The organism is Streptomyces sp. NRRL S-495, assembly GCF_000966955.1.
GTDB classification, from domain to species: Bacteria; Actinomycetota; Actinomycetes; order Streptomycetales; family Streptomycetaceae; genus Kitasatospora; species Kitasatospora purpeofusca.
The window spans coordinates 14,388-35,708 of the sequence record NZ_JZWY01000071.1 but is presented as its reverse complement, the minus strand read 5'-3'; the positions used below and the strand labels follow the sequence as shown (position 1 = coordinate 35,708).

Sequence of the window (21,321 nt, the reverse complement as noted above, 5' to 3'; positions counted from 1 at the left end):
TAAGAAGAAGCAGCCCGATGCGCATGATGCGAACCAGCCTAACCCAGCGCCGCACGACCCCGAAGCGGCCCGGGCGGTCTTCCCACCCCTTGAGACGGCTCCCCCGGCGGCGCGCGGCCCGGCCCGAGCGGCGCGCAATCCTGTCCGCGCCGGTGACAACACGTCATCAATGCCTCACCCTGGGCCACATGACAGCCGAACCGACGCTCTGCGCGATCGTTCCGCCGTACGTCCTGGACCGCCTCGCCGAGGACGGTCACGAGCCCGCCGCCCGCTCCCTCGCCCTCGACGCCGCGCACCGGGCCGCGCGGCTCACCGCCGCCCTGCCGGACCGGGCCGCCGCCGCCGACCGGCTGGAGCGGGTGATCTCCGACGCCGCGCACCGCGAGCGCCTGCCCGGCCGCACCGTCCGCCGGGAGGGCGAGGGCGCCGTCCCGGACCAGTCCGTCAACCACGCCTACGACGGCCTCGGCGCGACCTGGACCCTGTTCTCCACCGTCTACGGCCGGCGCTCCATCGACGACCGGGGGCTGCGCCTGGACGCCACCGTCCACTACGGCCAGGACTACGACAACGCCTTCTGGGACGGCCGGCGGATGGTCTTCGGCGACGGCGACGGCGAGGTGTTCGGCGACTTCACCGCCTGCATCGACGTCATCGGCCACGAGCTCGCCCACGGCGTCACCCAGTTCACCGCGGGCCTGGAGTACCGGGACCAGCCGGGCGCGCTCAACGAGTCGGTCTCCGACGTCTTCGGCTCCCTGGTCAAGCAGTACGCGCTGCTCCAGGACGCCGCCGACGCGGACTGGCTGATCGGCGCCGGACTGCTCGCCCCCGGGGTGCAGGGCGTGGCGCTGCGCTCGATGAAGGAGCCCGGCACCGCGTACGACGACCCCCGGCTCGGCAAGGACCCCCAGCCCGCGCACATGCGCGACTATGTGCGCACCGGCCAGGACAACGGCGGCGTGCACATCAACTCGGGCATCCCCAACCACGCGTTCTACCTGCTCGCCACCGCGCTCGGCGGCCGGTCCTGGGAGCGCGCGGGCCAGATCTGGTACGACGCGCTGACCGGTCGGCGGCTGCCCGCCGACGCCGACTTCACGGCCTTCGCCCGGGCCACCGTGGCGGCCGCGAAGGCCCGCTACCCGGAGCCGGAGGTCGCGGACACGGTGACCGCGTCCTGGGCGAAGGTCGGCATCAGCCCGACCTGAGTGGCGATTGGGTCAAGGTCCGGAAAAACACCGGCAAACGCCATCCCTGGGTAGCACCATGGACACCATGCGTATCCAGGTGACCCGGACCGGCGGCCTCGCGGGACACGTCCGCCGCGCTGAGCTCGACACCACCGAGCGGGTGGACGCCCCGCACGTGCACGCGCTCGCCCGCGAGGCCGTCGCGGGCGGGTTGCGCGCGCCCTCCTACGGGGTGCCGGACGGCTACCACTACGCGATCACCGTCGACGGGCGCACGGTGCACTGCGCGGACCCCAAGCTCACCGAGTCCCAGCGGGAGCTGGTCTCGCTGGTCCTGCGCGAGGGTGCCTGACCGGCCCCTCCCAGCTGCCACGGCCGGGCGTCACAGCCGGGCGTCACAACCAGCCGTCGAGCGAGGCCAGGAAGCCCGGGAGGTCGTCCCGGTGGATGGTGTGCCCGGCGCCGGGCACCGTACGGACCTCGTAGCCCAGGCCGCGCAGCGTCGCGGCGTCCTCGGGCCCGATCAGCCAGCTGTTGTCGGCCAGCTGCACCAGGGACGGCACCACCGGGGCGCCGGGCAGCGCGGCCCGGTCCGCGAGGGCGGAGAGGGCGAGCGCGGTGTCCGGGTCCCAGGCGGCGAGGGTGGCCAGCTCGACCTCGACGTCCGCCGCGGCCCAGCGCGGGCTGAGCACGCCGATCTGCTCCCGGGTGGCCGCCTTGAACTGGGTGAACACGGCCGGGTCGAAGAGGCCGGGCCGGGCGAACCGCCAGGCCGGGTCGGAGTAGACGGCCCGGGCCGGCCGGAGCCGGTCCACCGCGTGCAGCAGGGTCAGGGCGCCGAGGGAGTGGCCGATCGCGAGGTCCGCGCCCGCCGGCAGGGTGTCCACCAGGTCCTGGGCGTAGTGCTCGGGCCCGTAGCGGTCCACCGGGGCGGCGCCCTCCCCGCGCGGGCTGGCGCCGTGGCCGCGCAGGTCGACCGCGATCACCCGGTAGCCGCGCCCGGCCAGCGCCGGGCCGACCGACCGCCAGCTGCGGTGGTCGGACATGATCCCGTGGACCAGCAGGGCCACCCGGTCGCCGGTGCCCCACTCACGCGTGTTCAGCTTCATCCCCGCCCCCTCGCCGCCCCGCCCCCGCCGTCGGCCGGAGCCCTCCGTCGATCGGAGCCTTCCGTCGGTCGGAGCCCGCCGCCGATCAGAACCCGAGCTTGCGCAGCTGCTTCGGGTCCCGCTGCCAGTCCTTGGCCACCTTGACGTGCAGGTCCAGGTAGACCGGGGTGCCGAGCAGCGCCTCGATGTGCTTGCGGGCGGTGGTGCCGACGTGCTTGAGCCGGGCGCCCTTGGCGCCGATGACGATCGCCTTCTGGCTCTGCCGCTCGATGTACACATTGGCGTGGATGTCGAGCAGCGGCCGGTCGGCCGGGCGGCCCTCGCGCGGCAGCATCTCCTCGACCACGACGGCCAGCGAGTGCGGCAGCTCGTCGCGGACGCCCTCCAGGGCGGCCTCGCGGATCAGCTCGGCCACCATGATCTGCTCGGGCTCGTCGGTGAGGTCGCCGTCCGGGTAGAGCGGCATGCCCTCCGGGAGCAGCTTGGTGATCAGCTCGGCGACCAGGTCCACCTGCTTCTCGCCGACCGCCGAGACCGGGATGATCTCGGCCCACTCGATGCCCAGCTCGGCGCCGAGCTGGTGGACGGCGATCAGCTGCTCGGCGAGCCGCTTGGAGTCGACCAGGTCGGTCTTGGTGACGATGGCGACCTTGGGGGTCTTCTTGATCTCGGCGAGTTCCTTGACGATGAACTTGTCGCCGGGGCCGAGCTTCTGGTCGGCGGGCAGGCAGAAGCCGATCACGTCGACCTCGGCCCAGGTGCTGCGGACCAGGTCGTTGAGGCGCTCGCCGAGCAGGGTGCGCGGCTTGTGCAGGCCGGGGGTGTCGACCAGCACAAGCTGGGCGTCCGGGCGGTGCACGATGCCGCGGACGGTGTGCCGGGTGGTCTGCGGGCGGTCGGAGGTGATCGCGACCTTCGTCCCCACCAGAGCGTTGGTCAGGGTCGACTTGCCCGCGTTGGGCCGGCCGACGAAACACGCGAAGCCGGAGCGGTACGAGGAGGAAGGGGCACTCATGGACCCCATTCTCCCTGATCACCCGCGAGGGGACCGCCACCGGCGTCCGGGCCGGTCATTTCTTCCCGCCGAACAGCGAGCCCAGCCCCCAGCCGAGGACGATCAGCAGGAAGGAGACCGAGCCCCAGAGCCAGAACGGCGAGCCGGTCTCCTGCCACTTGCCCATGCCCATCACGCCCAGCAGCAGTCCCGCGAAGAACGCGTACGGCCCCATCGCCCAGCCCCCTCACCGTGCGGATTCCCCGCCCGTCCCCGGTGAGATTATCCGCCCGGTCCTGGGGTGCCCGAACGCACGGGTGCCCGGGGCGCGAACCCCGGGCACCGGCCGCGCCGCGAGCGCTCAGCGGGCCTCGACCGAGACCCGCAGCACCCCGTCCGGCCCGGCCAGCAGCAGCGGGGTGCCCGCGCCGCCGAGGTCCCGCACCGCCGCCAGATCGGCCTCGGCGGGCTGCTCCGCCTCGGACACCACGGCCGCCGCCTCCAGCGACTTCGCACCGCTGGCCACCGCCATCGCCACCGCCGTCTGCACCGCGCTCAGCCGCAGCGACTCCAGCGCGACCGTCCCGGCCACGTACGTCCGGCCGGTCTCGTCACGCACCGCGGCCCCCTCCGGGACGCCGTTGCGGGCGCGGGCGGAGCGGGCCAGGGTGATGATCTTCTTGTCTTCGGGGTCCAGCTCGACGATGTCACTCATGCCCAGGAGCATAGGCCCCGCCGACCGGGGCCCTCAGTGGCCGACCGGGTTGGGCGGACCGGGCCGGATCACCTTCACGAAGGTCTTGGGACCGTTGGGCATCGGCACCTCGTCCGCCGCCCGCTTGCGCCAGTACGGGTTGTCGTGCGGCAGGTGGCTGCTGACCCGTCCGTACATCCCGAAGGTGGTGATCACCACGCCGAAGGCGAAGGCGAAGACCACGTTGCGGATCCCGAAGTTCAGGATGTTGGCGTCCGAGCGGCCGAGCACGGTCAGCCCGTAGAACCCGGACAGCACGAACAGCACGCCGACCGCCATGTTCACATTGGCGGCGACATTGCCGCCGATGACCGCGGCGACCACCAGCACCCCGCCCATCACGATGGACAGGACGCTCAGCGCGCCGTTGGTGGACATACCGGCGATCTCGTTGCCCTCGGTGGACAGGAATCCCGGGTGGTCGGCCAGCCCCAGGCAGCCGAACACGATCAGGAACACCCCGCCGAGCCCCGCCCCGATCCGCCACACCAGCACCAGTCTGTGGTCGACGGGCAATTCGTCCTGCAGCTTCATGGCGACCTCCGACTCGGTCGTAGCGCCTGGCTGTTGGTTGTCGGGCCCGGGCCCGCCTAGCTGTAGGGATGGCTCCCCTGCATGTGCGGCACCTCGTGCATGTACAGCGAACCGCACTGCTGACAGCACCGGAGCCCGGTCCCCCACTCCTGCTCCGGCCGGGTCTCCGCCTCGACGGGCATGGTCCGGCCGCACAGCGCCACGGCCGGATCCCCCTCCCGCACGACGTGCCAGACCTTCACCCCGCCCGCCGCCCCCTGCGGGCCGTACTCCGCGCGAAGTTGGTGACTCATGCCCCCATCGTCGCCCCGGACGTACCCGAACGCTACTCGTCGGCCCCGGGGGCCGGATCCTCCGCCGCCCGCACCGGGGCGGCGACGACGGAGCCGATGCGGTTGCGGCGGCCGGCGGAGCTCTCGGCGGTCAGGCGGATGGCGGTCAGGCCGCCCGGGACCTCCTCGGGGAGCGGGATCGCGCAGGAGGAGCCGGGGATCGGCACCCGGCCCAGGTGCTTGGCCAGCAGGCCGCCCACCGTCTCGACGTCCTCGTCCTCCAGCTCGATCCCGAACAGCTCGCCCAGGTCCTCGACCAACAGCCGGGCGGTGATCCGGTAGGAGCCGTCCCCGAGGTCCTCCACCGGGGCGATCTCCCGGTCGTACTCGTCGGTGATCTCACCGACGATCTCCTCCAGGATGTCCTCGATGGTGACCAGGCCGGCCGTGCCGCCGTACTCGTCGATCACGATCGCCACGTGCGAGCGCATCTGCTGCATCTCGCGCAGCAGGTCGGTGGCGGGCTTGGAGTCCGGGACGAACACCGCCGGGCGCATCACGGCGCCGACCTCGTCCGACTCGGAGTCCCGGTTGATGTGGGTGCGGCGCACCAGGTCCTTGAGGTAGACGATGCCGACCACGTCGTCCTCGTTGTCGCCGACCACCGGGATCCGCGAGAAGCCCGAGCGCAGCGCCAGGGTCAGCGCCTGGCGGACGGTCTTGTGCCGCTCGATCATCACCAGGTCGGTGCGCGGCACCATCACCTCGCGGACGATGGTGTCGCCCAGCTCGAAGACGGAGTGCACCATCCGGCGCTCCTCGTCCTCGATGACGTCGTTCTTCTCGGCCAGGTCGACCAGGGCCCGCAGCTCCGCCTCGGAGGCGAACGGGCCCTCGCGGTAGCCCTTGCCGGGCGTGAGGGCGTTGCCGAGCAGGATCAGCAGCCTCGGGATCGGGCCGAGGATCCGGGCCAGCGGCAGCAGCACGAAGGAGGCCGCGGTGGCGGTGGTGAGGGGGTGCTGGCGGCCGATCGTGCGCGGGGAGACCCCCACCGCCACGAAGGACACCAGCACCATCACGCCGAACGCCAGCAGCACGGCCTGCCAGGTCGTGTCGATGTTGCGCACGCACACCACGGTGACCAGCACCGCCGCCGCCATCTCGCTGGCCACCCGGATCAGGGTGGCCAGGTTGAGGTAGCGGATCGGGTCGGAGGCCAGCGCCAGCAGCCGGGCCGAGCCCCTGCGCCCGGACCGGACCGCTTCCTCGGCCCGGAACCGGGACACCCGGGAGATGCCCGCCTCGGCGCACGCGGCCAGCCAGCCGAGCACGACCAGCGCGACCGCGCCGAGGATGAAACTCGTACTTTCACCACTCACAGGGGTTCGGGCTCCGCGCTCAGTGGGTGGTGGGGGCCGGGGAGATGCCGCCGAGGCCCCGCTCGGCCCGCCAGCCGTCGAGGATCGCCTTCTGGAGGCCGAACATCTCCTCCTCCTCGTCCGGCTCCTCGTGGTCGTAGCCGAGCACGTGCAGCACACCGTGCACGGTGAGCAGCTGCAGCTCCTCGTCCATCGAGTGCTTGGACGGGGCCGCCTTGCCCTGCTGCTCGGCGACCTCGGGGCAGAGCACGATGTCGCCGAGCAGCCCCTGCGGCAGCTCCTCGCCCTCCTTGCCGGGGCGCAGCTCGTCCATGGGGAAGGACATCACGTCCGTGGGGCCCGGGAGGTCCATCCACTGGATGTGCAGCTCCTCCATCGCCGCCCCGTCCACGAGGATCACGGACAGTTCGGACTGCGGGTGGATCCGCATCTTGTCCAGGGCGTAGCGGGCGACGGCGAGGACGGACTCCTCGTCGACGTCCCAGCCGGACTCATTGGCGATGTCGATCGACATGACGGGCTGGTTACTCAGCTTTCGGTGCGATGGGACTGTCGGGGTGCGCGTGAGCCGCGCCGCTGGGCGGGCTTGACCGGGGGGCGGCGCTCCTCGGTCTCCTGGGCCTCCTGGCGGGCGTCCCAGCGCTCGTACGCGTCCACGATCCGGCCGACCAGCTTGTGGCGGACCACATCGGTGCTGGTGAGGACGGAGAAGTGGATGTCGGGCACGTCGACCAGGATCTCCTGGACGACCTTGAGGCCGCTGCGGGTGCCGCCCGGGAGGTCGATCTGGCTGGTGTCGCCGGTGACGACCACCCGGGAGTTGAACCCGAGGCGGGTGAGGAACATCTTCATCTGCTCGGGCGAGGTGTTCTGGGCCTCGTCGAGGATGATGAAGGCGTCGTTGAGGGTGCGGCCGCGCATGTAGGCGAGCGGCGCGACCTCGATGGTCCCGGCGGCCATCAGCCGCGGGATGGAGTCGGGGTCCATCATGTCGTGCAGCGCGTCGTACAGCGGCCGCAGGTACGGGTCGATCTTCTCGTAGAGGGTGCCGGGCAGGAAGCCGAGCCGCTCGCCCGCCTCGACGGCCGGACGGGTCAGGATGATCCGGTTGACCTCCTTGGCCTGGAGGGCCTGGACGGCCTTGGCCATCGCGAGGTAGGTCTTGCCGGTGCCGGCCGGGCCGAGGCCGAAGACGATCGTGTGCTTGTCGATGGCGTCGACGTAGCGCTGCTGGTTGAGGGTCTTCGGACGGATGGTCCGGCCCCGGTTGGACAGGATGTTCGCGGTGAACACCTTCGACGGCGCCGGGCTGTCCGGGTCGTCGACGGCACTGCGGATCATGGCGATGGAACGCTCCACGGAGTCCTCCGTGAGGGGTTGGCCGGTGCGCAGCACCAGCATCATCTCGCTGAACAGCTGCTTGACGAGGGCGACCTCGGCGCGCTCGCCGGTCGCGGTCACCTCGTTGCCCCGGACGTGGATGTCGGCGGCGGGGAAGCCCTGCTCGATCACTCGCAGCAGCGAGTCGGCGGCGCCGAGCAGGGTGACCATCGGATGCTTCTCGGGGATGACGATCCGGGCGCTGACGCGGCCGTCCTCGGCCGGTTCGTGGCGCGGCTGTCCGTTGGAACGGGTCTGCGATGTGTCACTCATAGGTCGGCGCTGGGGCCTGCCTCATCCCATCCGTGTCTCGTGTGCCGCTCGGTCCTTCCGGGGCACCAGGGTACGCCGCGCACGTGATCGCTGCGGCGGGCGGCGGGGCCGCACCCGACGATGCTGCGGCAGAACGCCGGGCGGCGCGAGCGGTTTTCCACGCTGTTCACCGCGGCCCTGACGGGTGGGCGCCTCACTTGTGCCGGGGCGGTACTGGTACCCGGGCGAGGTCCTCGGCAAGCACGATCGGGCCGTCGAAATGCTTGCGGGCGTCGGCGAGGTGCTGGCCGAGGTCGGGGTAGCGCTGCGAGAAGTGGGTCAGCACCAGGGTGCGGACGCCCGCCTCGGCGGCGACCTTGGCGGCCTGGCCGGCGGTGAGGTGGCCGTGGTCCTCGGCGAGCCCGGCGTCGGCGTCGGAGAAGGTGGCCTCGACGACCAGCAGGTCGGCGCGCTCGGCGAGCTCGTACACGCCCTCGCAGAGCCGGGTGTCCATGACGAAGGCGAACCGCTGCCCGGGCCGGGGCTCGCTGACCTCCTCCAGGGTGACCCGCCGGCCGTCCACCTCGATCGCGCCCTGGTGCTGGAGCCGGCCGGTGTCGGGGCCGGCGATGCCCAGGGCGGCCAGCCGTTCGGGCACCAGCCGGCGGCCGTCCGGCTCGCTCAGCCGGTAGCCGAAGGACTCGACCGGGTGCGAGAGCCGGACCGCCTCCAGCGCGAAGCGGGCGCCGGGCGCGGGCAGCGGGCCCGGCTCCTCGATCGGGCGGGGCCGCAGCACGGCCGTCTCGTGGAAGGCGGTGGCGTGCCGCAGCCGCTCGAAGTACACCTCGCCGGAGGCCGGGAAGTAGACGTCCACCGGGTGCGGGACCCGGTCCAGGTTGATCCGCTGGATCACCCCGGCCAGGCCCAGGCTGTGGTCGCCGTGGAAGTGCGTGACGGCGATCCGGGTGAGCTGGGTGGCCGAGACCCCGGCGCGCAGCATCTGCCGCTGGGTCCCCTCGCCGGGGTCGAACAGCAGGCCCTCGCCGTCCCAGCGCAGCAGGTAGCCGTTGTGGTTGCGGTGCCGGGTCGGGACCTGGCTGGCGGTCCCGAGGACGACGAGTTCGCGCTGGGACACCCCTCAGACCATGCGCTCGGTCATCGACGTGCCGCCGAGCACGTGGACGTGCGCGTGGAAGACGGTCTGGCCCGCGCCGGCGCCGGTGTTGAAGATCAGCCGGTAGTCCTCGACGCCCTCGTCCGCGGCGACCCGGCCCGCCTCGGCGAGCAGTTCGCCGGCGACCTCGGGCTCCGCCTCGGCCAGCGCGGCCGCGTTCGGGTAGTGGGCGTGCGGGACCACCAGGACGTGCACCGGGGCCTTCGGGGCGATGTCGCGGAAGGCGAGGGTCCGGTCGGTCTTGCGGACCACGGTGGCCGGGATCTCGCCCGCCACGATCTTGCAGAACAGGCAGTCGGGCTGCGGCTCGCCGGCCATCGGGATCTCCTCGCGGGATGCTGGTGCTGGTCTGGTGGGAGCGTACGGCGGCATGCTAGCCGAGCCCCGCCGCCGCCCGCCGGTACTCACCCGGGTGCTGCCGCCGCAGCACGCGCACAGCGACGGCGTCCCCGGAGCGGGAGGCCGGACCCGGGGCCCGGCCTCCCACCGCCGTCGGACCGCCGTCGGACCGCCGCTAACGCTCCCAGGGCAGCGCCGGCGGGGTCTTGGCCGGCCGCTCCGCGAGCGCCGCCAGGGCGATCCGCACCCCCTCGGCGAGCTGCGGGTCCTCCCCCGCCGCCCAGGCGTGCGGCGGGAACGGCACCTCCACGTCCGGGTCCACCCCGTGGTTCTCCAGGCCCCAGCCGAGCCGCTCCGACCAGAACGCGTACTTCGGCTGGGTCACCAGGGTCCCGTCCACCAGCGAGTAGCGGCTGTCGATGCCGATCACCCCGCCCCAGGTGCGGGTGCCGACCACCGGGCCGATCCCCAGCGCCTGGATCGCCGCGTTGACGATGTCGCCGTCCGAGCCCGAGTACTCGTCCGCCAGCGCGACGACCGGACCGCGCGGCGCGTCCTCCGGGTACGGCGCGGGATTGGCGACGTCCCTGCCCACGCCCCAGCCGATGATCCGCCGCGCCAGCTTCTCGACCACCAGCTGCGAGGTGTGCCCGCCCCGGTTGCCCCGGATGTCGACGACCACGCCCTCCCTGGCCATCTCCGCCCGCAGGTCGCGGTGGATCTGCGCCCAGCCGGTGGTCTGCATGTCGGGGATGTGCAGATAGCCGAGCCTGCCGTCGGACAGCTCCCGGACGGCGGCCCGCCGCCCGGCCACCCAGTCGTGGTAGCGCAGCGCCTCGTCGTCGGCGAGCGGGACGACCACCGGGTGCCGCTGGTCGGTGCCGTCCTTGCCGGCCACCGTCAGCTCGACCGGCTGCCCGGCGGTGCCGGCCAGCAGCGGCGCCGGGCCGGTCACCGGGTCCACCGGGCGGCCGTTGACCGCCAGCACCGCGTCCCCGGGGCGGACGGCCGCGCCCGGGGCGGCCAGCGGCGAGTGCGCCCGGGGGTCGGAGGACTCCCCCGGCAGGATCCGCGCGACCCGCCACACCTCGCCGTCCCTGACCAGGTCCGCGCCCAGCAGGCCCTGCCGGCGGGCCGGTTCGGTGTGCACCCCGTGCGCCACCACGTACGCGTGCGAGGTGCCCAGCTCGCCGTGCACCTCCCAGAGCAGGTCCACCAGGTCGTCGTGCGAACCGAGCCGCTCCACCAGCGGCCGGTAGCGGGCCAGCACCCCGGCCCAGTCCACCCCGTCGAGGTCGGGACGCCAGAAGTTGTCCCGCATCAGCCGGCCGTTCTCGTCGTACATCTGCCGCCACTCGGCCGCCGGGTCGACCGTGACCCGCAGCCGGTCCAGGTCGACGTCGATCTCGTCGTCCTCGCCGGACGCCTTGTGGTCGGCGGGCACGATCCGCAGCTCGCCCTCGTCCAGCACGGCGAGCCGGGTACCGTCCCCACTCACCGCGAACGCGTCCAGGCCGTCCACCAGCTGCTCCGCCCGGCGCTTGCGGAAGTCGAAGCGCTCCAGGGTGGGCCGCGGGCGCTCGTCCTCCAGCGAGGCGGCCTCGTCGCCCAGCTCGCCGACCAGCGGGAGCCTGGTCCACAGCACGCCGTCCTTGGCGGCCCGCAGGACGCCGAACCGGCCGCCCTCCACCGGGAACGGCACGATCCGGTCGGCGATGCCGTCCAGGTCGACCCGGGTCGCCGGCGGCGCGTCGGCCGCGCCCTCCTCGCCGTCCGCCCGGCGGCCCTTCGGCTCCTCGTCCTCCCCGCCGGCCGGCCGACCGGCCCGGCGCGGCCCGAACGGCGACGGCGTGTCGGCGGCCAGCGTGATCAGGTACGGGCGGCAGCCGTTGGGGAACGACAGGTCGAAGACGTGCGAGTCGTACACCGGGTCGAAGCTGCGCACCGAGAGGAACGCCAGGTGCCGGCCGTCGGCGGTGAACGCCGGGGAGGTGTCGACGAAGCGCTGCGGGGTCGCCTCGGAGACCGTCCGGGTGGCCAGGTTGGCCAGCACGATCTGGCGCAGCGACCACGCCCCGAGGGTCGGCTGCGACCAGGCCAGCCAGGCCGAGTCCGGGCTGAACGCCAGCCCGCTGACCTCGCCGTCGGTGCTGTGCGCCAGCTCGTGCACGGCGCCGTCGGCCAGACCGACCAGCAGCACCCGGCCGTCGTGCGCGCCGACCGCCAGCTGCTTGCCGTCCGGGGAGACCAGCAGCGAGCGGACCCGGCCCAGCTGCCCGGCGGCCAGTCGGCGGCGCTCGGTGCCGAGCACCGCGGGCGCGTACTCGATCGCGTCCTCGCCCTCGGCGTCGGTCACCCAGACCACGCCCTGGGCGGCGTCCTCGCCGGCCGGGCCCGGCACCACCCGGGCCAGCCGGCCGCGCACGCCCGGCGTCTCGTCCAGCACCCGGGCCGGGCCCTCCCGGTGGGTCAGCCAGTGCACGGAGCCGCGCACCACCACGGCCCCGGCCCGCCCGGTGCGGTCCGGGGCGACGCCCTCCAGCCAGTGCGCGGCGGACACCGGGCGGGGGCGGCGGCCGGTGCGCGGACCGGCCGGACGGACGTCCAGGCGGCGCGGCTCGGCGCCGTCCAGGTCCGCCAGCAGCCACAGGTCGCCGGCGCTGTGCCAGACCACCCGGCTCCCGTCGGTGGTGGCGGTGCGGGCGTAGAAGCCCTCCGGCGAGATGCCGTGCCGGCGCAGGTCGGAGCCGTCCGGGAGGCTGGAGTACAGCGCGCCGACGCCCTCGTGGTCGGAGAGGAAGGCGATCCGCCCGCCCACCCACAGCGGCGACTCGATGTGCCCGGCCAGCTCCTCGTGGACGCGCTCGAAGCGGTCGACGCCGATCCACAGCCGGCCGGTCCGCCCGCCCCGGTAGCGCTTCCACCAGGCCGGCTCGGTGGCGTAGGCGGAGACCAGCAGCACCCGGTCGCCGCCGGGCTCGAACGCCAGCCCGCCGACCGGGCCGTACGGCAGCCGGGCCGCCTCGCCGCCGTCCAGCGGCACCGCCCGCGCCCAGGTGCGGCGCAGCGAGGCCTGCCCGGCGGCGGTGGTGGCGATCGGCCGGCCGTCGGCCGTCCAGCCGCGCAGCTGGGTCTGCGCGTCGCCCCAGTGGGTCAGCCGCCGGGACGGTCCGCCGTCCACCGGGACCACGTGCACCTCGGGGGCGCCGTCGCGGGTGGAGGTGAAGGCGACGTGGCGGCCGTCCGGGGAGAACATCGGTCTGCGGACCGGACGGTGGTCGGCGGTCAGCCGCCAGGCCCGGCCGCCTTCCAGCGGGGCGAGCCACACGTCGTTCTCGGCCACGAAGGTGATCAGGTCGCCGTGCAGGTGCGGGTGGCGCAGGTAGGCGCCCTCGGGGGTGCTCTCGGGTTCGCTCACGGTCGCCACCCTAGGCAAGCGGGGGCGCGGCGCGCCCGCAGTTCGCGGTCCGCGAACCCCCACGGGGGATGCCGGTGTCAGGCCCAGCGGCCGGTGCGGCCCAGCAGCAGCGCGCCGGCCGCCACACCGGCCGTGGAGGTGCGCAGCACCGAGGGGCCGAGCCGGTACGGCTTCGCGCCGGCCTCGGCGAAGGCGGCCAGCTCCTCCGGGGAGACGCCGCCCTCCGGGCCGACCACCAGCACCAGGTCCCCGCCCGCGGGCAGCGCGGCGGAGGCCAGCGGTTCGGCGCCCTCCTCGTGCAGCACGGCGGCGAACGCGGCGCCGGCCAGTACCGGGGCCAGCTGCCGGGTGGTCATCGCCTCGCGGACCTCGGGGAAGCGCAGCCGCCGGGACTGCTTGCCGGCCTCCCGGGCGGTGGCCCGCCACTTGGCGAGCGCCTTGGCGCCGCGCTCGCCCTTCCACTGGGTGATGCAGCGCGACGCCGCCCAGGGGATCACCACGTCCACGCCGACCTCGGTCATGGTCTCCACCGCCAGCTCGCCCCGGTCGCCCTTGGGCAGCGCCTGGACGACGACGATCCGCGGCGACGGCTCCGGCTCGCGGCGCACGGCCGTCACCGTCACCTCGATCGCGTCCTTGCCGTGCACCGCCGCGACGGTGCCGTCCACGCCGAGGCCCCGGCCGTCGGCCAGGGTGACCGCCTCGCCCGGTTCCAGCCGCTTCACCGCGGCGGCGTGCCGGCCCTCCGGCCCGTCCAGCCGGACGGACGCGCCCGGCGCGGCGGCGGCGATCCGCTCGGTGTCGACGACGAACACGGGCGCGGTCATGCGGGGAACCTCCGGGGTGGGAACGGGAACGGGAACGCGAAAGGGGTGCCGAGGAAGCCTCGGCACCCCCGCGCGGGACGGCTACCGGCCGTTGAAGGCGTCCTTCAGCCGGGAGAACAGCCCCTGCTGCCCGGGCGCGAACTGGCCGGACGGCCGCTCCTCGCCCCGCAGCACCGCCAGGCGGCGCAGCAGCTCCTCCTGCTCGGCGTCGAGCTTGGTGGGCGTCTGCACCTCGACATGCACTATCAGGTCGCCCCGGCCGCCGCCGCGCAGGTGGGTGATGCCCCGGCCGTGCAGCGGGATCGACTGGCCGGACTGGGTGCCGGGCCGGATGTCGACCTCCTCGATCCCGTCCAGGGTCTGCAGCGGCACCTGGGTGCCGAGCGAGGCCGCCGTCATCGGGATGGTGACCGTGCAGTGCAGGTCGTCGCCGCGCCGCTGGAAGGTCGGGTGGCTGGTCTCGGCGATCTCGACGTAGAGGTCGCCGGCCGGGCCGCCGCCGGGGCCGACCTCGCCCTCGCCGGCCAGCTGGATCCTGGTGCCGTTGTCGACCCCGGCCGGGATCTTGACGGTCAGGGTGCGGCGGGCGCGGACCCGGCCGTCGCCGGCGCACTCCGGGCACGGGGTCGGCACGACGGTGCCGAAGCCCTGGCACTGCGGGCAGGGGCGGGAGGTCATGACCTGGCCCAGGAAGGACCGGGTGACCTGGGAGACCTCGCCCTTGCCGCGGCACATGTCGCAGGTCTGCGCGGAGGTGCCGGGCGCGGCGCCCTCGCCGCTGCAGGTGGTGCAGGTGACGGCGGTGTCGACCTGGAGTTCCTTGGTGGTGCCGAACGCGGCCTCCTCCAGGGTGATCTCCAGCCGGATCATGGCGTCCTGGCCGCGCCTGGTCCGGGAGCGCGGTCCGCGCTGGCCGGAGGCGGCGCCGAAGAAGGCGTCCATGATGTCGGAGAAGCCGAAGCCCGCCGCGCCCGCGCCGAAGCCCGCACCGGCTCCGCCGTTCGGCGAGAGCGGGTCGCCGCCGAGGTCGTAGACCTGGCGCTTCTGCGGGTCGGAGAGCACCTCGTAGGCGGCGTTGATCTCCTTGAACCGCTCCTGCGTCTTCGGGTCCGGGTTGACGTCCGGGTGCAGTTCGCGTGCCAGGCGCCGGAACGCCTTCTTGATCTCGTCCTGCCCCGCATCCCGTCGGACGCCGAGTACCGCGTAGTAGTCCGTGGCCACCAAATGCTCCGCTTTTTCCGCCTGTGTGAGTGCTTGCGACTTCGGGCGCCGTCAGCTGTCCGACGACGACCGTTCCTACGACTCGGCCAGAATCTGACCCACGTACCGTGCCACCGCTCGCACCGCCCCCATTGTGCCCGGGTAGTCCATCCGGGTCGGACCGATCACCCCCAGTTTGGCCACGCTCTCGTCGCCCGAACCGTAACCGACCGAGACGACCGAGGTGGAATTCAGCCCTTCGTAGGCGTTCTCCCGCCCGATCCGGACCGTCATCCCGGCGTCCGCGGTCTCACCCAGGAGGCGGAGCAGGACGACCTGCTCCTCCAGCGCCTCCAGCACCGGCTGGATGGTCAGCGGGAAGTCGTGGCCGAAGCGGGTCAGGTTGGCCGTACCGGCCAGCATGATCCGCTCCTCGCGCTGCTCGGCGAGGGTCTCGAAGAGCGTCGCCAGCACCGTGGACACGGTCGGCCGGTCGGCCACCTCGAACTGCGCGGGCAGCTCCTCCAGCAGCCCCGGGACGTCCGGGAGCCGCTGACCGGCGGCCCGGGCGTTGATCCGGCCCCGGAGGTCCGCCAGCACGGTCTCGCCGACGGTGCCCGGGCAGTCCACCAGCCGCTGCTCGACCCGGCCGGTGTTCATGATCAGCACCAGCATCACCTTGGCCGGGGCCAGCGCGACCAGCTCGATGTGCCGCACCGTGGAGCGGCTCAGCGAGGGGTACTGCACCACCGCGACCTGGCGGGTCAGCTGGGCGAGCAGCCGCACCGTGCGGGCGACCACGTCGTCGAGGTCCACCGCGCCGTCGAGGAAGTGCCGGATCGCCCGCCGCTCGGGCGCGCTCATCGGCTTGACCTCGGCCAGCTTGTCGACGAACAGCCGGTAGCCCTTGTCGGTGGGGATCCGCCCGGCGCTGGTGTGCGGCTGGTGGATGTACCCCTCCTCCTCCAGCGCGGCCATGTCGTTGCGGACGGTGGCCGGGGAGACCCCGAGGTTGTGCCGTTCGACCAGGGCCTTGGAGCCGACCGGCTCCTCCGTCCCCACGTAGTCCTGGACGATCGCGCGAAGCACCGCGAGTTTGCGGTCGTCGAGCTGGCGGACCTCACCGGCCATGGGCACGCACCTCCGTCTTCACGCGTTGTCCGTTGTGACACACCGTCGTGGCATGTGTCCGTGTTCGAGCTGTCCGATCCGACCCCGCGGGGCCCGGCCTTGGCACTCTGAACGCACGAGTGCCAGAACCGTACCTGCCAGTGTAAGGCCCGGGTCCGACGGCAGGAACGGCCCGGCCGGGGTGATCCTGCCCGCAGTCCGCGGCGCGCGGGTGATGCCGCGGGGCCCGCCCGGTGGCAGCATCGGAAGCGGACGGCGAACGGAGGAGCAGCGATGTCGAGCTCGGGCCAGCACACCCGCTTCGCCCCCGACCGCGGCCTGACCGGCCGCATGGTGGGGACGATGTTCCTGATCGGGCTGCTGTACGTGGGATTCACCGGTCTGCTGATCGTGCTGCTGCGCGGCGCCTGGCCGATCATCGTGCTGATCTCGGGCGGCCTGTTCGTCGCCCAGTTCTGGTTCAGCGACCGGATCACCGAACGGGCGATGGGCGCCCACCGGGTCACCCCGGAGCAGTACCCGCAGCTGCACGGCGCCGTCGACCGGCTCTGCGCGCTCGCCGACATGCCCAAACCCCGGGTGGCGGTCGCCGAGAACGACATGCCGAACGCCTTCGCCACCGGCCGCAACCCGCAGAACGCGGTGGTCTGCGTCACCACCGGCCTGCTGCGCCGGCTGGAACCCGAGGAACTGGAGGGCGTGCTCGCCCACGAGCTGTCGCACGTCGCCCACCGGGACGTCGCCGTGATGACGGTGGCCGGCTTCCTCGGCGTCCTGGCCGGCGCGATGACCCGGATCGCCATGTACGGCGGCTTCATGGGCGGCGGGCGCAACAACAACGACTCCAACGCCGCGATCGCCGCCCTGGTGATCCCGCTGGTGTCGATCGCCGTCTACGCGATCAGCTTCCTGCTGACCCGGCTGCTCTCCCGCTACCGGGAGCTGGCCGCCGACCGGGCCGCCGCCCAGCTCACCGGGCGGCCCAGCGCGCTGGCCTCGGCACTCACCAAGGTGACCGGCCAGATCGCCGCCATCCCGACCCGGGACCTGCGCCAGTCCCAGCCCTACAACGCGTTCTACTTCGCGCCGGCGCTCAGCGCCCGGGAGGCCGCCACCCAGCTGTTCTCCACCCACCCGTCGCTGGAGCAGCGGCTGGCCCAGCTGGCGAAGATCTCCTCCGAGCTCGGCCGCTGAACCGCCCGTACCCGCACTGCTCCCGCCCCGCCCCCGCCCTCTGACCGGAAGGACCGCCGTGGGCATCCTGGACACGCTGTTCGGCCGCACCAAGCCCGTCAGACCCGACCTCGACCAGCTGTTCGGCGTGCCCTCCGCCGCCCTCACCCTGGAGGCGGCGGCCGGCTTCCGCCCCACCGGACTCGGCTCGGTCTGCTTCGCCTCCGTCGAGGGCGGCGCCTTCGACGAGGTCGAACGGCAGGTCCGGGCCCTGCTCGACGCCGACACCGAACGCGGCGGCGTCCCCGTCGAGGCGTCCAAGGACTCCTACGGCTACTCCTGGCTGCTCGCCCGGCACGCGCCCGGCGAACTGCCCGAACTGGTCAACGACCTGCACGCGGTCAACAGCGAACTCGAGGCGCACGGCTTCGGCCCCCAACTGCTGTGCTCCCTGGTCGGCTTCCGCGACGCCGAGGGACAGCGGCCGCTGGCCCTGGTCTACCTGTACAAACGCGGCACCTTCTACCCCTTCGCGCCACTGCCCGGCGGCGGGGAGAAGCGCGACAACCCGCTGGAGCTGGAGGTCAACGCGATGCTCGGCAACGACCTGCGGCTGGAGAAGGACCTCACCCGCTGGTTCCCGGTCTGGGGCGCGCCGGGGCTGTGAACCGGCGGCCGCCGGGCCGGTAATTCGGTGGCCCCCGGCCGCCCCGGCCCCTAGGGTCCGCCCGTGATCAACTGGACCGCACTCGAATCCGCCGCCCCCACCCCCGACACCCTCGCCGCCGTCAGCGCGGCGCTGCGCTCGCCCGACCCGCACGTCCGCGACAGCCTCGCGCTGGAGCAGTTGTGCCGCTGGGTACCGCTGCTCACGCCCGAGCAGCGCCTCGCGCTCGGCGACGAGATGGCCGAACGCCTCACCGACCCCGAGATCCAGGCCCGCACCTTCGCCCCGCTGGTCCTCGCCGACCTCGCCGACCACGGCGCCCACCGCCCGGCCTGGCTGGAGGCCTTCGCCCGCTGGTACATCGACGAGACCGATCTGCGCGGCTTCGACCCCCGGCTCGGCTGGCTGCACGCGGTCGCCCACGGCGCCGACCTGCTGGCCGCCCTCGGCCGCGGCCCGCTGCTCGCCGACCCCACCCCGCTGCTGGACCTGGTCACCGCCCGGCTGCTCGCCCCCACCGACCACGTGCTGGACGCCATGGAGGACGACCGGCTCGGCCGCGCGGTCGCCCAGATCCTCACCCGCCCGGAGCTGACCGAGCGCCAGGCCCTCGGCTGGCTCGACCCGATCGGCGCGCAGCCGCCGCGCCGCCCCTCCGCGACCGCGGGCGCCGTGCCCGCCGTCGTCTCCAACACCCTGCGCACCCTGCGGGCCGTCTACGTGCTCGCCGACCGGGGCGTCCGGATGGAACGCGGCGGCGCACCGGTGCCGCTGCCGCACTCCGCCGCCCTGCGCGCGCGGATCGCCGAGCTGCTGGTGGTGAACTCGCCGTTCACCGGCTGACGCCCCATAGACTCCGGGGAATGCGCAGCCGCCAGTACGGACCCGACCTGACCCCGCCGTGGAAGAAGCAGGTGCCCGCCCCGGAGGTGCCCGCCGAGCGGGACCTGGTGGTCGAGGAGGTGTCGACCGGCTTCTGCGGGGCGGTGGTGCGCTGCGAGAGGACCGCCGAGGGGCACACCGTCACCCTGGAGGACCGGTTCGGCAAGCACCGGGTGTTCCCGCTGGTCCCGCGCGGCTTCCTGCTGGAGGGCCGGACGGTCACCCTGGTCCGGCCCTCGGGCCCCGCCCCGGCCCGCACCCCCGCCCGCACCGCCTCCGGCTCGGTCGCCGTCCCCGGCGCCCGGGCCCGGGTGGCCCGCGAGTCGCGGATCTACGTCGAGGGCCGGCACGACGCCGAGCTGGTGGAGCGGGTCTGGGGCGACGACCTGCGGATCGAGGGCGTGGTCGTCGAGTACCTGGAGGGCGTCGACGACCTGCCCGCGATCGTCGCCGGGTTCGCCCCCGGCCCGGAGCGCCGCCTCGGCGTCCTGGTCGACCACCTGCTCCCGGGCACCAAGGAGCACCGCATCGCCGCCCGGGTCACCGGCCCGCACGTCCTGGTCGTCGGCCACCCCTACATCGACGTCTGGCAGGCCGTGAAACCGTCCTCCGTGGGCATCCCGGCCTGGCCCGCCGTCCCCAGGGGCGAGGACTGGAAGACCGGCACCTGCCGCCGCCTGAACTGGCCCGAGGACACCCCGGCGGCGTGGAAGCGCATCCTGTCGAAGGTGAACTCCTACCGGGACCTGGAGCCCGAACTGCTGGGCAAGGTCGAGGAGCTGATCGACTTCGTGACCCTGCCGGGTCAGGAGTAGGGCCGGAACTCCGAGGTGTCGAGCGTGATGCCCAGCAGGTCCACCGGAACCGGCTCGCCGAACTTGGTGGTCCGCTCGGTCACGTAGTCGGGCAGCCCCGAGGCCGCCGCCCGGGCCGGCTCGGTGAGCAGGACACAGAGGCCCTTGATCGGATCGACGATCAGGTACACGGGGATCGCGCCCTCGGCGTACAGCTCCCGCTTGGTCCGGTAGTCGCGCAGCACGCTGGTCTTCGACACGACCTCGACCACCAGCGTCACGGCCGGCGCGGGAACCAGACGCCCCGGACCGTCGGCTGCGCCGCGTTCGAACACGACCAGGTCCGGCTGGGGCTCACTGAGCGCACCGACGAAGGCCACGTCCTGTGTGGTCAAACCGTGCCAGCGATGATGCGGAATCTGGTCCCGCACAGATGCGGTGATGAGGTTGGCGGTCAGGTCCGAGCTCATGCTCAGCACAATCTCGCCACGGATGAGTTCCGCCCTCCACCCCTCCGGGACTTCCAGCTCTTCGAAGAGCGCCATCACCCTGTGTCCATTGGTCGTCACAGGAGAAAGCTAGCGCCAAGTCAGTCCACCAGGTCACGCACCACCGCGTCCGCCAGGAGGCGGCCCCGGAGGGTGAGGGCGGCGCGGCCGTCGGCCCAGGGCTGCGGGGCGAGGAGGCCATCGGCCAGGTGCTGGCGCGCGGCCTTCAGGCCGGTCTCCGTCAGCAGGTCCAGCGGGATGCCCTCGGCCAGGCGCAGCTCCAGCAGGATCCGCTCGACCCGGCGGTCCTCGGCGGCGAGGCGCTCGCGGCCCTGGGCGGGGGTGCGGCCCTCGGCGAGGGCGCGGGCGTAGGCGGCGGGGTGCTTGGCGTTCCACCAGCGGACGCCGCCGACGTGGCTGTGCGCGCCCGGGCCGGCACCCCACCAGTCGCCGCCGGTCCAGTACAGCTCGTTGTGGCGGCAGCGGCCCTCGGGGGTGGTGGACCAGTTGGAGACCTCGTACCAGGAGTAGCCGGCCGCGGCCAGCGCCTCCTCGGCGATCAGGTAGCGGTCGGCGTGCACGTCGTCGTCGATCATCGGCAGTTCGCCGCGCCCGACCCGGGCGGCCAGCCGGGTGCCCTCCTCGACGATCAGCGAGTAGGCGGAGACGTGGTCCGGGCCGGCGCCGATCGCGGCGTCCAGGGAGGCCCGCCAGTCGTCGTCGGACTCGCCCGGGGTGCCGTAGATGAGGTCGAGGTTGACGTGCTCGAAGCCCGCCGCGCGCGCCTCGGCGACGCAGGCCTCGGGCCGGCCGGGGGTGTGGTGGCGGTCGAGCAGCTTCAGCACGTGCGGGCGGGCCGACTGCATGCCGAAGGAGATCCGGTTGAAGCCGCCCTCGCGCAGCTCCGCCAGGTACGCCGGGTCCACGGACTCCGGGTTGGCCTCGGTGGTGACCTCGGCCCCCTCGGCGAGCCCGAACTCCTCGCGGATCGCGGCCAGCATCGCCACCAGGTCGCGGGCGGGCAGCAGGGTCGGGGTGCCGCCGCCCAGGAAGACGGTGCGCACCGGCGGGGCGGCGTCGCCGAGCACCCGGCGGGCCATCCTGACCTCGGCGACCACGTTGTCCGCGTAGGTCTCCTGGGAGGCGACCGTGCCGGAGGAGCGCAGCTCGGTGGCGGTGTAGGTGTTGAAGTCGCAGTAGCCGCAGCGGCTGGCGCAGTACGGCACGTGCAGGTAGAAGCCGAACGGCCGCGAGCCGAGCCCGTCGAGGGCGTGCGCGGGCAGGGAACCGTCGGACGGCACCGGTTCACCGTCGGGGAGTGCGGAGGGCATGACCCCATTGTCCCGTACGGCCGGAGT

23 protein-coding genes are annotated in these 21,321 nt (G+C 73.5%); 6 read left to right on the top strand and 17 right to left on the bottom strand.

Annotated features, from left to right (window positions below):
- Nucleotides 1-188: 188 nt before the first annotated feature.
- Nucleotides 189-1,214, top strand: coding sequence for a M4 family metallopeptidase (locus tag VR45_RS05105; RefSeq protein ID WP_045938465.1), 1,026 nt, complete (start codon nucleotides 189-191; stop codon nucleotides 1,212-1,214).
- Between the two features lie 67 nt (nucleotides 1,215-1,281).
- Nucleotides 1,282-1,548, top strand: a complete 267-nt coding sequence (locus tag VR45_RS05100; protein WP_030395784.1) for a protealysin inhibitor emfourin — start codon at nucleotides 1,282-1,284, stop codon at nucleotides 1,546-1,548.
- A gap of 43 nt (nucleotides 1,549-1,591) precedes the next feature.
- Here the strand turns inward: VR45_RS05100 and VR45_RS05095 are convergent, their stop codons facing one another.
- From VR45_RS05095 to hrcA, 15 genes are all read right to left on the bottom strand, one after another.
- The gene (locus VR45_RS05095) at nucleotides 1,592-2,305 is read right to left on the bottom strand and encodes an alpha/beta fold hydrolase (RefSeq protein WP_045938464.1); all 714 of its coding nucleotides are present in this window, start codon (nucleotides 2,303-2,305) and stop codon (nucleotides 1,592-1,594) included.
- An 85-nt stretch (nucleotides 2,306-2,390) separates the two neighbouring features.
- Complete coding sequence (gene era, locus VR45_RS05090; protein ID WP_045938463.1) at nucleotides 2,391-3,320, bottom strand: GTPase Era; 930 nt, start codon at nucleotides 3,318-3,320, stop codon at nucleotides 2,391-2,393.
- A gap of 55 nt (nucleotides 3,321-3,375) precedes the next feature.
- Complete coding sequence (locus VR45_RS46685) at nucleotides 3,376-3,534, bottom strand: hypothetical protein (RefSeq protein ID WP_157855342.1); 159 nt, start codon at nucleotides 3,532-3,534, stop codon at nucleotides 3,376-3,378.
- Nucleotides 3,535-3,660: 126 nt separating this feature from the next.
- Nucleotides 3,661-4,014: a cytidine deaminase gene (locus VR45_RS05085; RefSeq protein WP_030395781.1), complete on the bottom strand. Its 354-nt coding sequence runs from the start codon at nucleotides 4,012-4,014 to the stop codon at nucleotides 3,661-3,663.
- Between the two features lie 33 nt (nucleotides 4,015-4,047).
- Complete coding sequence (locus VR45_RS05080) at nucleotides 4,048-4,587, bottom strand: DUF4383 domain-containing protein (RefSeq protein WP_045938462.1); 540 nt, start codon at nucleotides 4,585-4,587, stop codon at nucleotides 4,048-4,050.
- 56 nt (nucleotides 4,588-4,643) lie between these two features.
- Nucleotides 4,644-4,880, bottom strand: coding sequence for a hypothetical protein (locus tag VR45_RS05075; protein WP_045938461.1), 237 nt, complete (start codon nucleotides 4,878-4,880; stop codon nucleotides 4,644-4,646).
- Nucleotides 4,881-4,912: 32 nt separating this feature from the next.
- Nucleotides 4,913-6,238, bottom strand: coding sequence for a hemolysin family protein (locus VR45_RS05070; protein ID WP_045938460.1), 1,326 nt, complete (start codon nucleotides 6,236-6,238; stop codon nucleotides 4,913-4,915).
- Nucleotides 6,239-6,257: 19 nt separating this feature from the next.
- Nucleotides 6,258-6,752, bottom strand: a complete 495-nt coding sequence (gene ybeY, locus VR45_RS05065; RefSeq protein ID WP_030395777.1) for an rRNA maturation RNase YbeY — start codon at nucleotides 6,750-6,752, stop codon at nucleotides 6,258-6,260.
- A gap of 14 nt (nucleotides 6,753-6,766) precedes the next feature.
- The gene (locus VR45_RS05060; protein ID WP_045938486.1) at nucleotides 6,767-7,789 is read right to left on the bottom strand and encodes a PhoH family protein; all 1,023 of its coding nucleotides are present in this window, start codon (nucleotides 7,787-7,789) and stop codon (nucleotides 6,767-6,769) included.
- Between the two features lie 295 nt (nucleotides 7,790-8,084).
- Entirely contained in the window at nucleotides 8,085-9,005 is a 921-nt protein-coding gene (locus VR45_RS05055; RefSeq protein ID WP_045938459.1) for a ribonuclease Z, read from the bottom strand.
- A gap of 3 nt (nucleotides 9,006-9,008) precedes the next feature.
- The gene (locus VR45_RS05050) at nucleotides 9,009-9,362 is read right to left on the bottom strand and encodes a histidine triad nucleotide-binding protein (protein WP_045938458.1); all 354 of its coding nucleotides are present in this window, start codon (nucleotides 9,360-9,362) and stop codon (nucleotides 9,009-9,011) included.
- 196 nt (nucleotides 9,363-9,558) lie between these two features.
- Nucleotides 9,559-12,801: a S41 family peptidase gene (locus VR45_RS05045; protein ID WP_045938485.1), complete on the bottom strand. Its 3,243-nt coding sequence runs from the start codon at nucleotides 12,799-12,801 to the stop codon at nucleotides 9,559-9,561.
- A gap of 77 nt (nucleotides 12,802-12,878) precedes the next feature.
- Nucleotides 12,879-13,628 carry a 16S rRNA (uracil(1498)-N(3))-methyltransferase gene (locus tag VR45_RS05040; RefSeq protein ID WP_045938457.1) on the bottom strand — a complete coding sequence of 250 codons (750 nt, stop codon included), beginning with the start codon at nucleotides 13,626-13,628 and terminating at the stop codon, nucleotides 12,879-12,881.
- 81 nt (nucleotides 13,629-13,709) lie between these two features.
- Entirely contained in the window at nucleotides 13,710-14,849 is a 1,140-nt protein-coding gene (gene dnaJ / locus VR45_RS05035; protein ID WP_045938456.1) for a molecular chaperone DnaJ, read from the bottom strand.
- A gap of 75 nt (nucleotides 14,850-14,924) precedes the next feature.
- On the bottom strand, nucleotides 14,925-15,959 hold the full coding sequence (gene hrcA, locus VR45_RS05030; protein ID WP_045938455.1) for a heat-inducible transcriptional repressor HrcA: 1,035 nt from the start codon (nucleotides 15,957-15,959) through the stop codon (nucleotides 14,925-14,927).
- A gap of 273 nt (nucleotides 15,960-16,232) precedes the next feature.
- Here hrcA and htpX point away from each other — a divergent pair, with 273 nt between their 5' ends.
- The 4 genes from htpX to VR45_RS05010 all read left to right on the top strand — a co-directional run bounded on the left by htpX (nucleotide 16,233) and on the right by VR45_RS05010 (nucleotide 19,496).
- Nucleotides 16,233-17,153 (top strand): zinc metalloprotease HtpX, encoded by a 921-nt coding sequence (gene htpX / locus VR45_RS05025; protein WP_045938454.1) that lies wholly within the window; start codon nucleotides 16,233-16,235, stop codon nucleotides 17,151-17,153.
- A gap of 58 nt (nucleotides 17,154-17,211) precedes the next feature.
- Nucleotides 17,212-17,799, top strand: a complete 588-nt coding sequence (locus VR45_RS05020; protein ID WP_045938453.1) for a hypothetical protein — start codon at nucleotides 17,212-17,214, stop codon at nucleotides 17,797-17,799.
- A 63-nt stretch (nucleotides 17,800-17,862) separates the two neighbouring features.
- A complete protein-coding gene (locus VR45_RS05015) occupies nucleotides 17,863-18,642 on the top strand; it encodes a DUF2785 domain-containing protein (protein WP_045938452.1) in 780 nt (259 codons plus the stop codon).
- A 20-nt stretch (nucleotides 18,643-18,662) separates the two neighbouring features.
- Nucleotides 18,663-19,496: a DUF3097 domain-containing protein gene (locus tag VR45_RS05010; protein ID WP_045938451.1), complete on the top strand. Its 834-nt coding sequence runs from the start codon at nucleotides 18,663-18,665 to the stop codon at nucleotides 19,494-19,496.
- Here VR45_RS05010 and VR45_RS05005 read toward each other — a convergent pair.
- Together VR45_RS05005 and hemW are read right to left on the bottom strand one after the other, a co-directional pair.
- Nucleotides 19,487-20,020 (bottom strand): Uma2 family endonuclease, encoded by a 534-nt coding sequence (locus VR45_RS05005; protein ID WP_045938450.1) that lies wholly within the window; start codon nucleotides 20,018-20,020, stop codon nucleotides 19,487-19,489. The genes VR45_RS05010 and VR45_RS05005 overlap by 10 nt on opposite strands.
- A 44-nt stretch (nucleotides 20,021-20,064) precedes the next feature.
- Nucleotides 20,065-21,294 carry a radical SAM family heme chaperone HemW gene (gene hemW, locus VR45_RS05000; RefSeq protein WP_045938449.1) on the bottom strand — a complete coding sequence of 410 codons (1,230 nt, stop codon included), beginning with the start codon at nucleotides 21,292-21,294 and terminating at the stop codon, nucleotides 20,065-20,067.
- Nucleotides 21,295-21,321: the final 27 nt, after the last annotated feature.

What these genes read in the sequence shown, in the direction of transcription:
- VR45_RS05105 (WP_045938465.1), top strand. Translation starts at nt 189, where the DNA reads ATGACAGCCGAACCGACGCTCTGCGCGATCGTTCCGCCGTACGTCCTG.
- VR45_RS05100 (WP_030395784.1), top strand. Translation starts at nt 1,282, where the DNA reads ATGCGTATCCAGGTGACCCGGACCGGCGGCCTCGCGGGACACGTCCGC.
- VR45_RS05095 (WP_045938464.1), bottom strand. Translation starts at nt 2,305, where the DNA reads ATGAAGCTGAACACGCGTGAGTGGGGCACCGGCGACCGGGTGGCCCTG.
- era (WP_045938463.1), bottom strand. Translation starts at nt 3,320, where the DNA reads ATGAGTGCCCCTTCCTCCTCGTACCGCTCCGGCTTCGCGTGTTTCGTC.
- VR45_RS46685 (WP_157855342.1), bottom strand. Translation starts at nt 3,534, where the DNA reads ATGGGGCCGTACGCGTTCTTCGCGGGACTGCTGCTGGGCGTGATGGGC.
- VR45_RS05085 (WP_030395781.1), bottom strand. Translation starts at nt 4,014, where the DNA reads ATGAGTGACATCGTCGAGCTGGACCCCGAAGACAAGAAGATCATCACC.
- VR45_RS05080 (WP_045938462.1), bottom strand. Translation starts at nt 4,587, where the DNA reads ATGAAGCTGCAGGACGAATTGCCCGTCGACCACAGACTGGTGCTGGTG.
- VR45_RS05075 (WP_045938461.1), bottom strand. Translation starts at nt 4,880, where the DNA reads ATGAGTCACCAACTTCGCGCGGAGTACGGCCCGCAGGGGGCGGCGGGC.
- ybeY (WP_030395777.1), bottom strand. Translation starts at nt 6,752, where the DNA reads ATGTCGATCGACATCGCCAATGAGTCCGGCTGGGACGTCGACGAGGAG.
- VR45_RS05060 (WP_045938486.1), bottom strand. Translation starts at nt 7,789, where the DNA reads ATGGTCACCCTGCTCGGCGCCGCCGACTCGCTGCTGCGAGTGATCGAG.
- VR45_RS05050 (WP_045938458.1), bottom strand. Translation starts at nt 9,362, where the DNA reads ATGGCCGGCGAGCCGCAGCCCGACTGCCTGTTCTGCAAGATCGTGGCG.
- VR45_RS05040 (WP_045938457.1), bottom strand. Translation starts at nt 13,628, where the DNA reads ATGACCGCGCCCGTGTTCGTCGTCGACACCGAGCGGATCGCCGCCGCC.
- hrcA (WP_045938455.1), bottom strand. Translation starts at nt 15,959, where the DNA reads ATGGCCGGTGAGGTCCGCCAGCTCGACGACCGCAAACTCGCGGTGCTT.
- htpX (WP_045938454.1), top strand. Translation starts at nt 16,233, where the DNA reads ATGTCGAGCTCGGGCCAGCACACCCGCTTCGCCCCCGACCGCGGCCTG.
- VR45_RS05010 (WP_045938451.1), top strand. Translation starts at nt 18,663, where the DNA reads ATGCGCAGCCGCCAGTACGGACCCGACCTGACCCCGCCGTGGAAGAAG.
- VR45_RS05005 (WP_045938450.1), bottom strand. Translation starts at nt 20,020, where the DNA reads ATGGCGCTCTTCGAAGAGCTGGAAGTCCCGGAGGGGTGGAGGGCGGAA.
- hemW (WP_045938449.1), bottom strand. Translation starts at nt 21,294, where the DNA reads ATGCCCTCCGCACTCCCCGACGGTGAACCGGTGCCGTCCGACGGTTCC.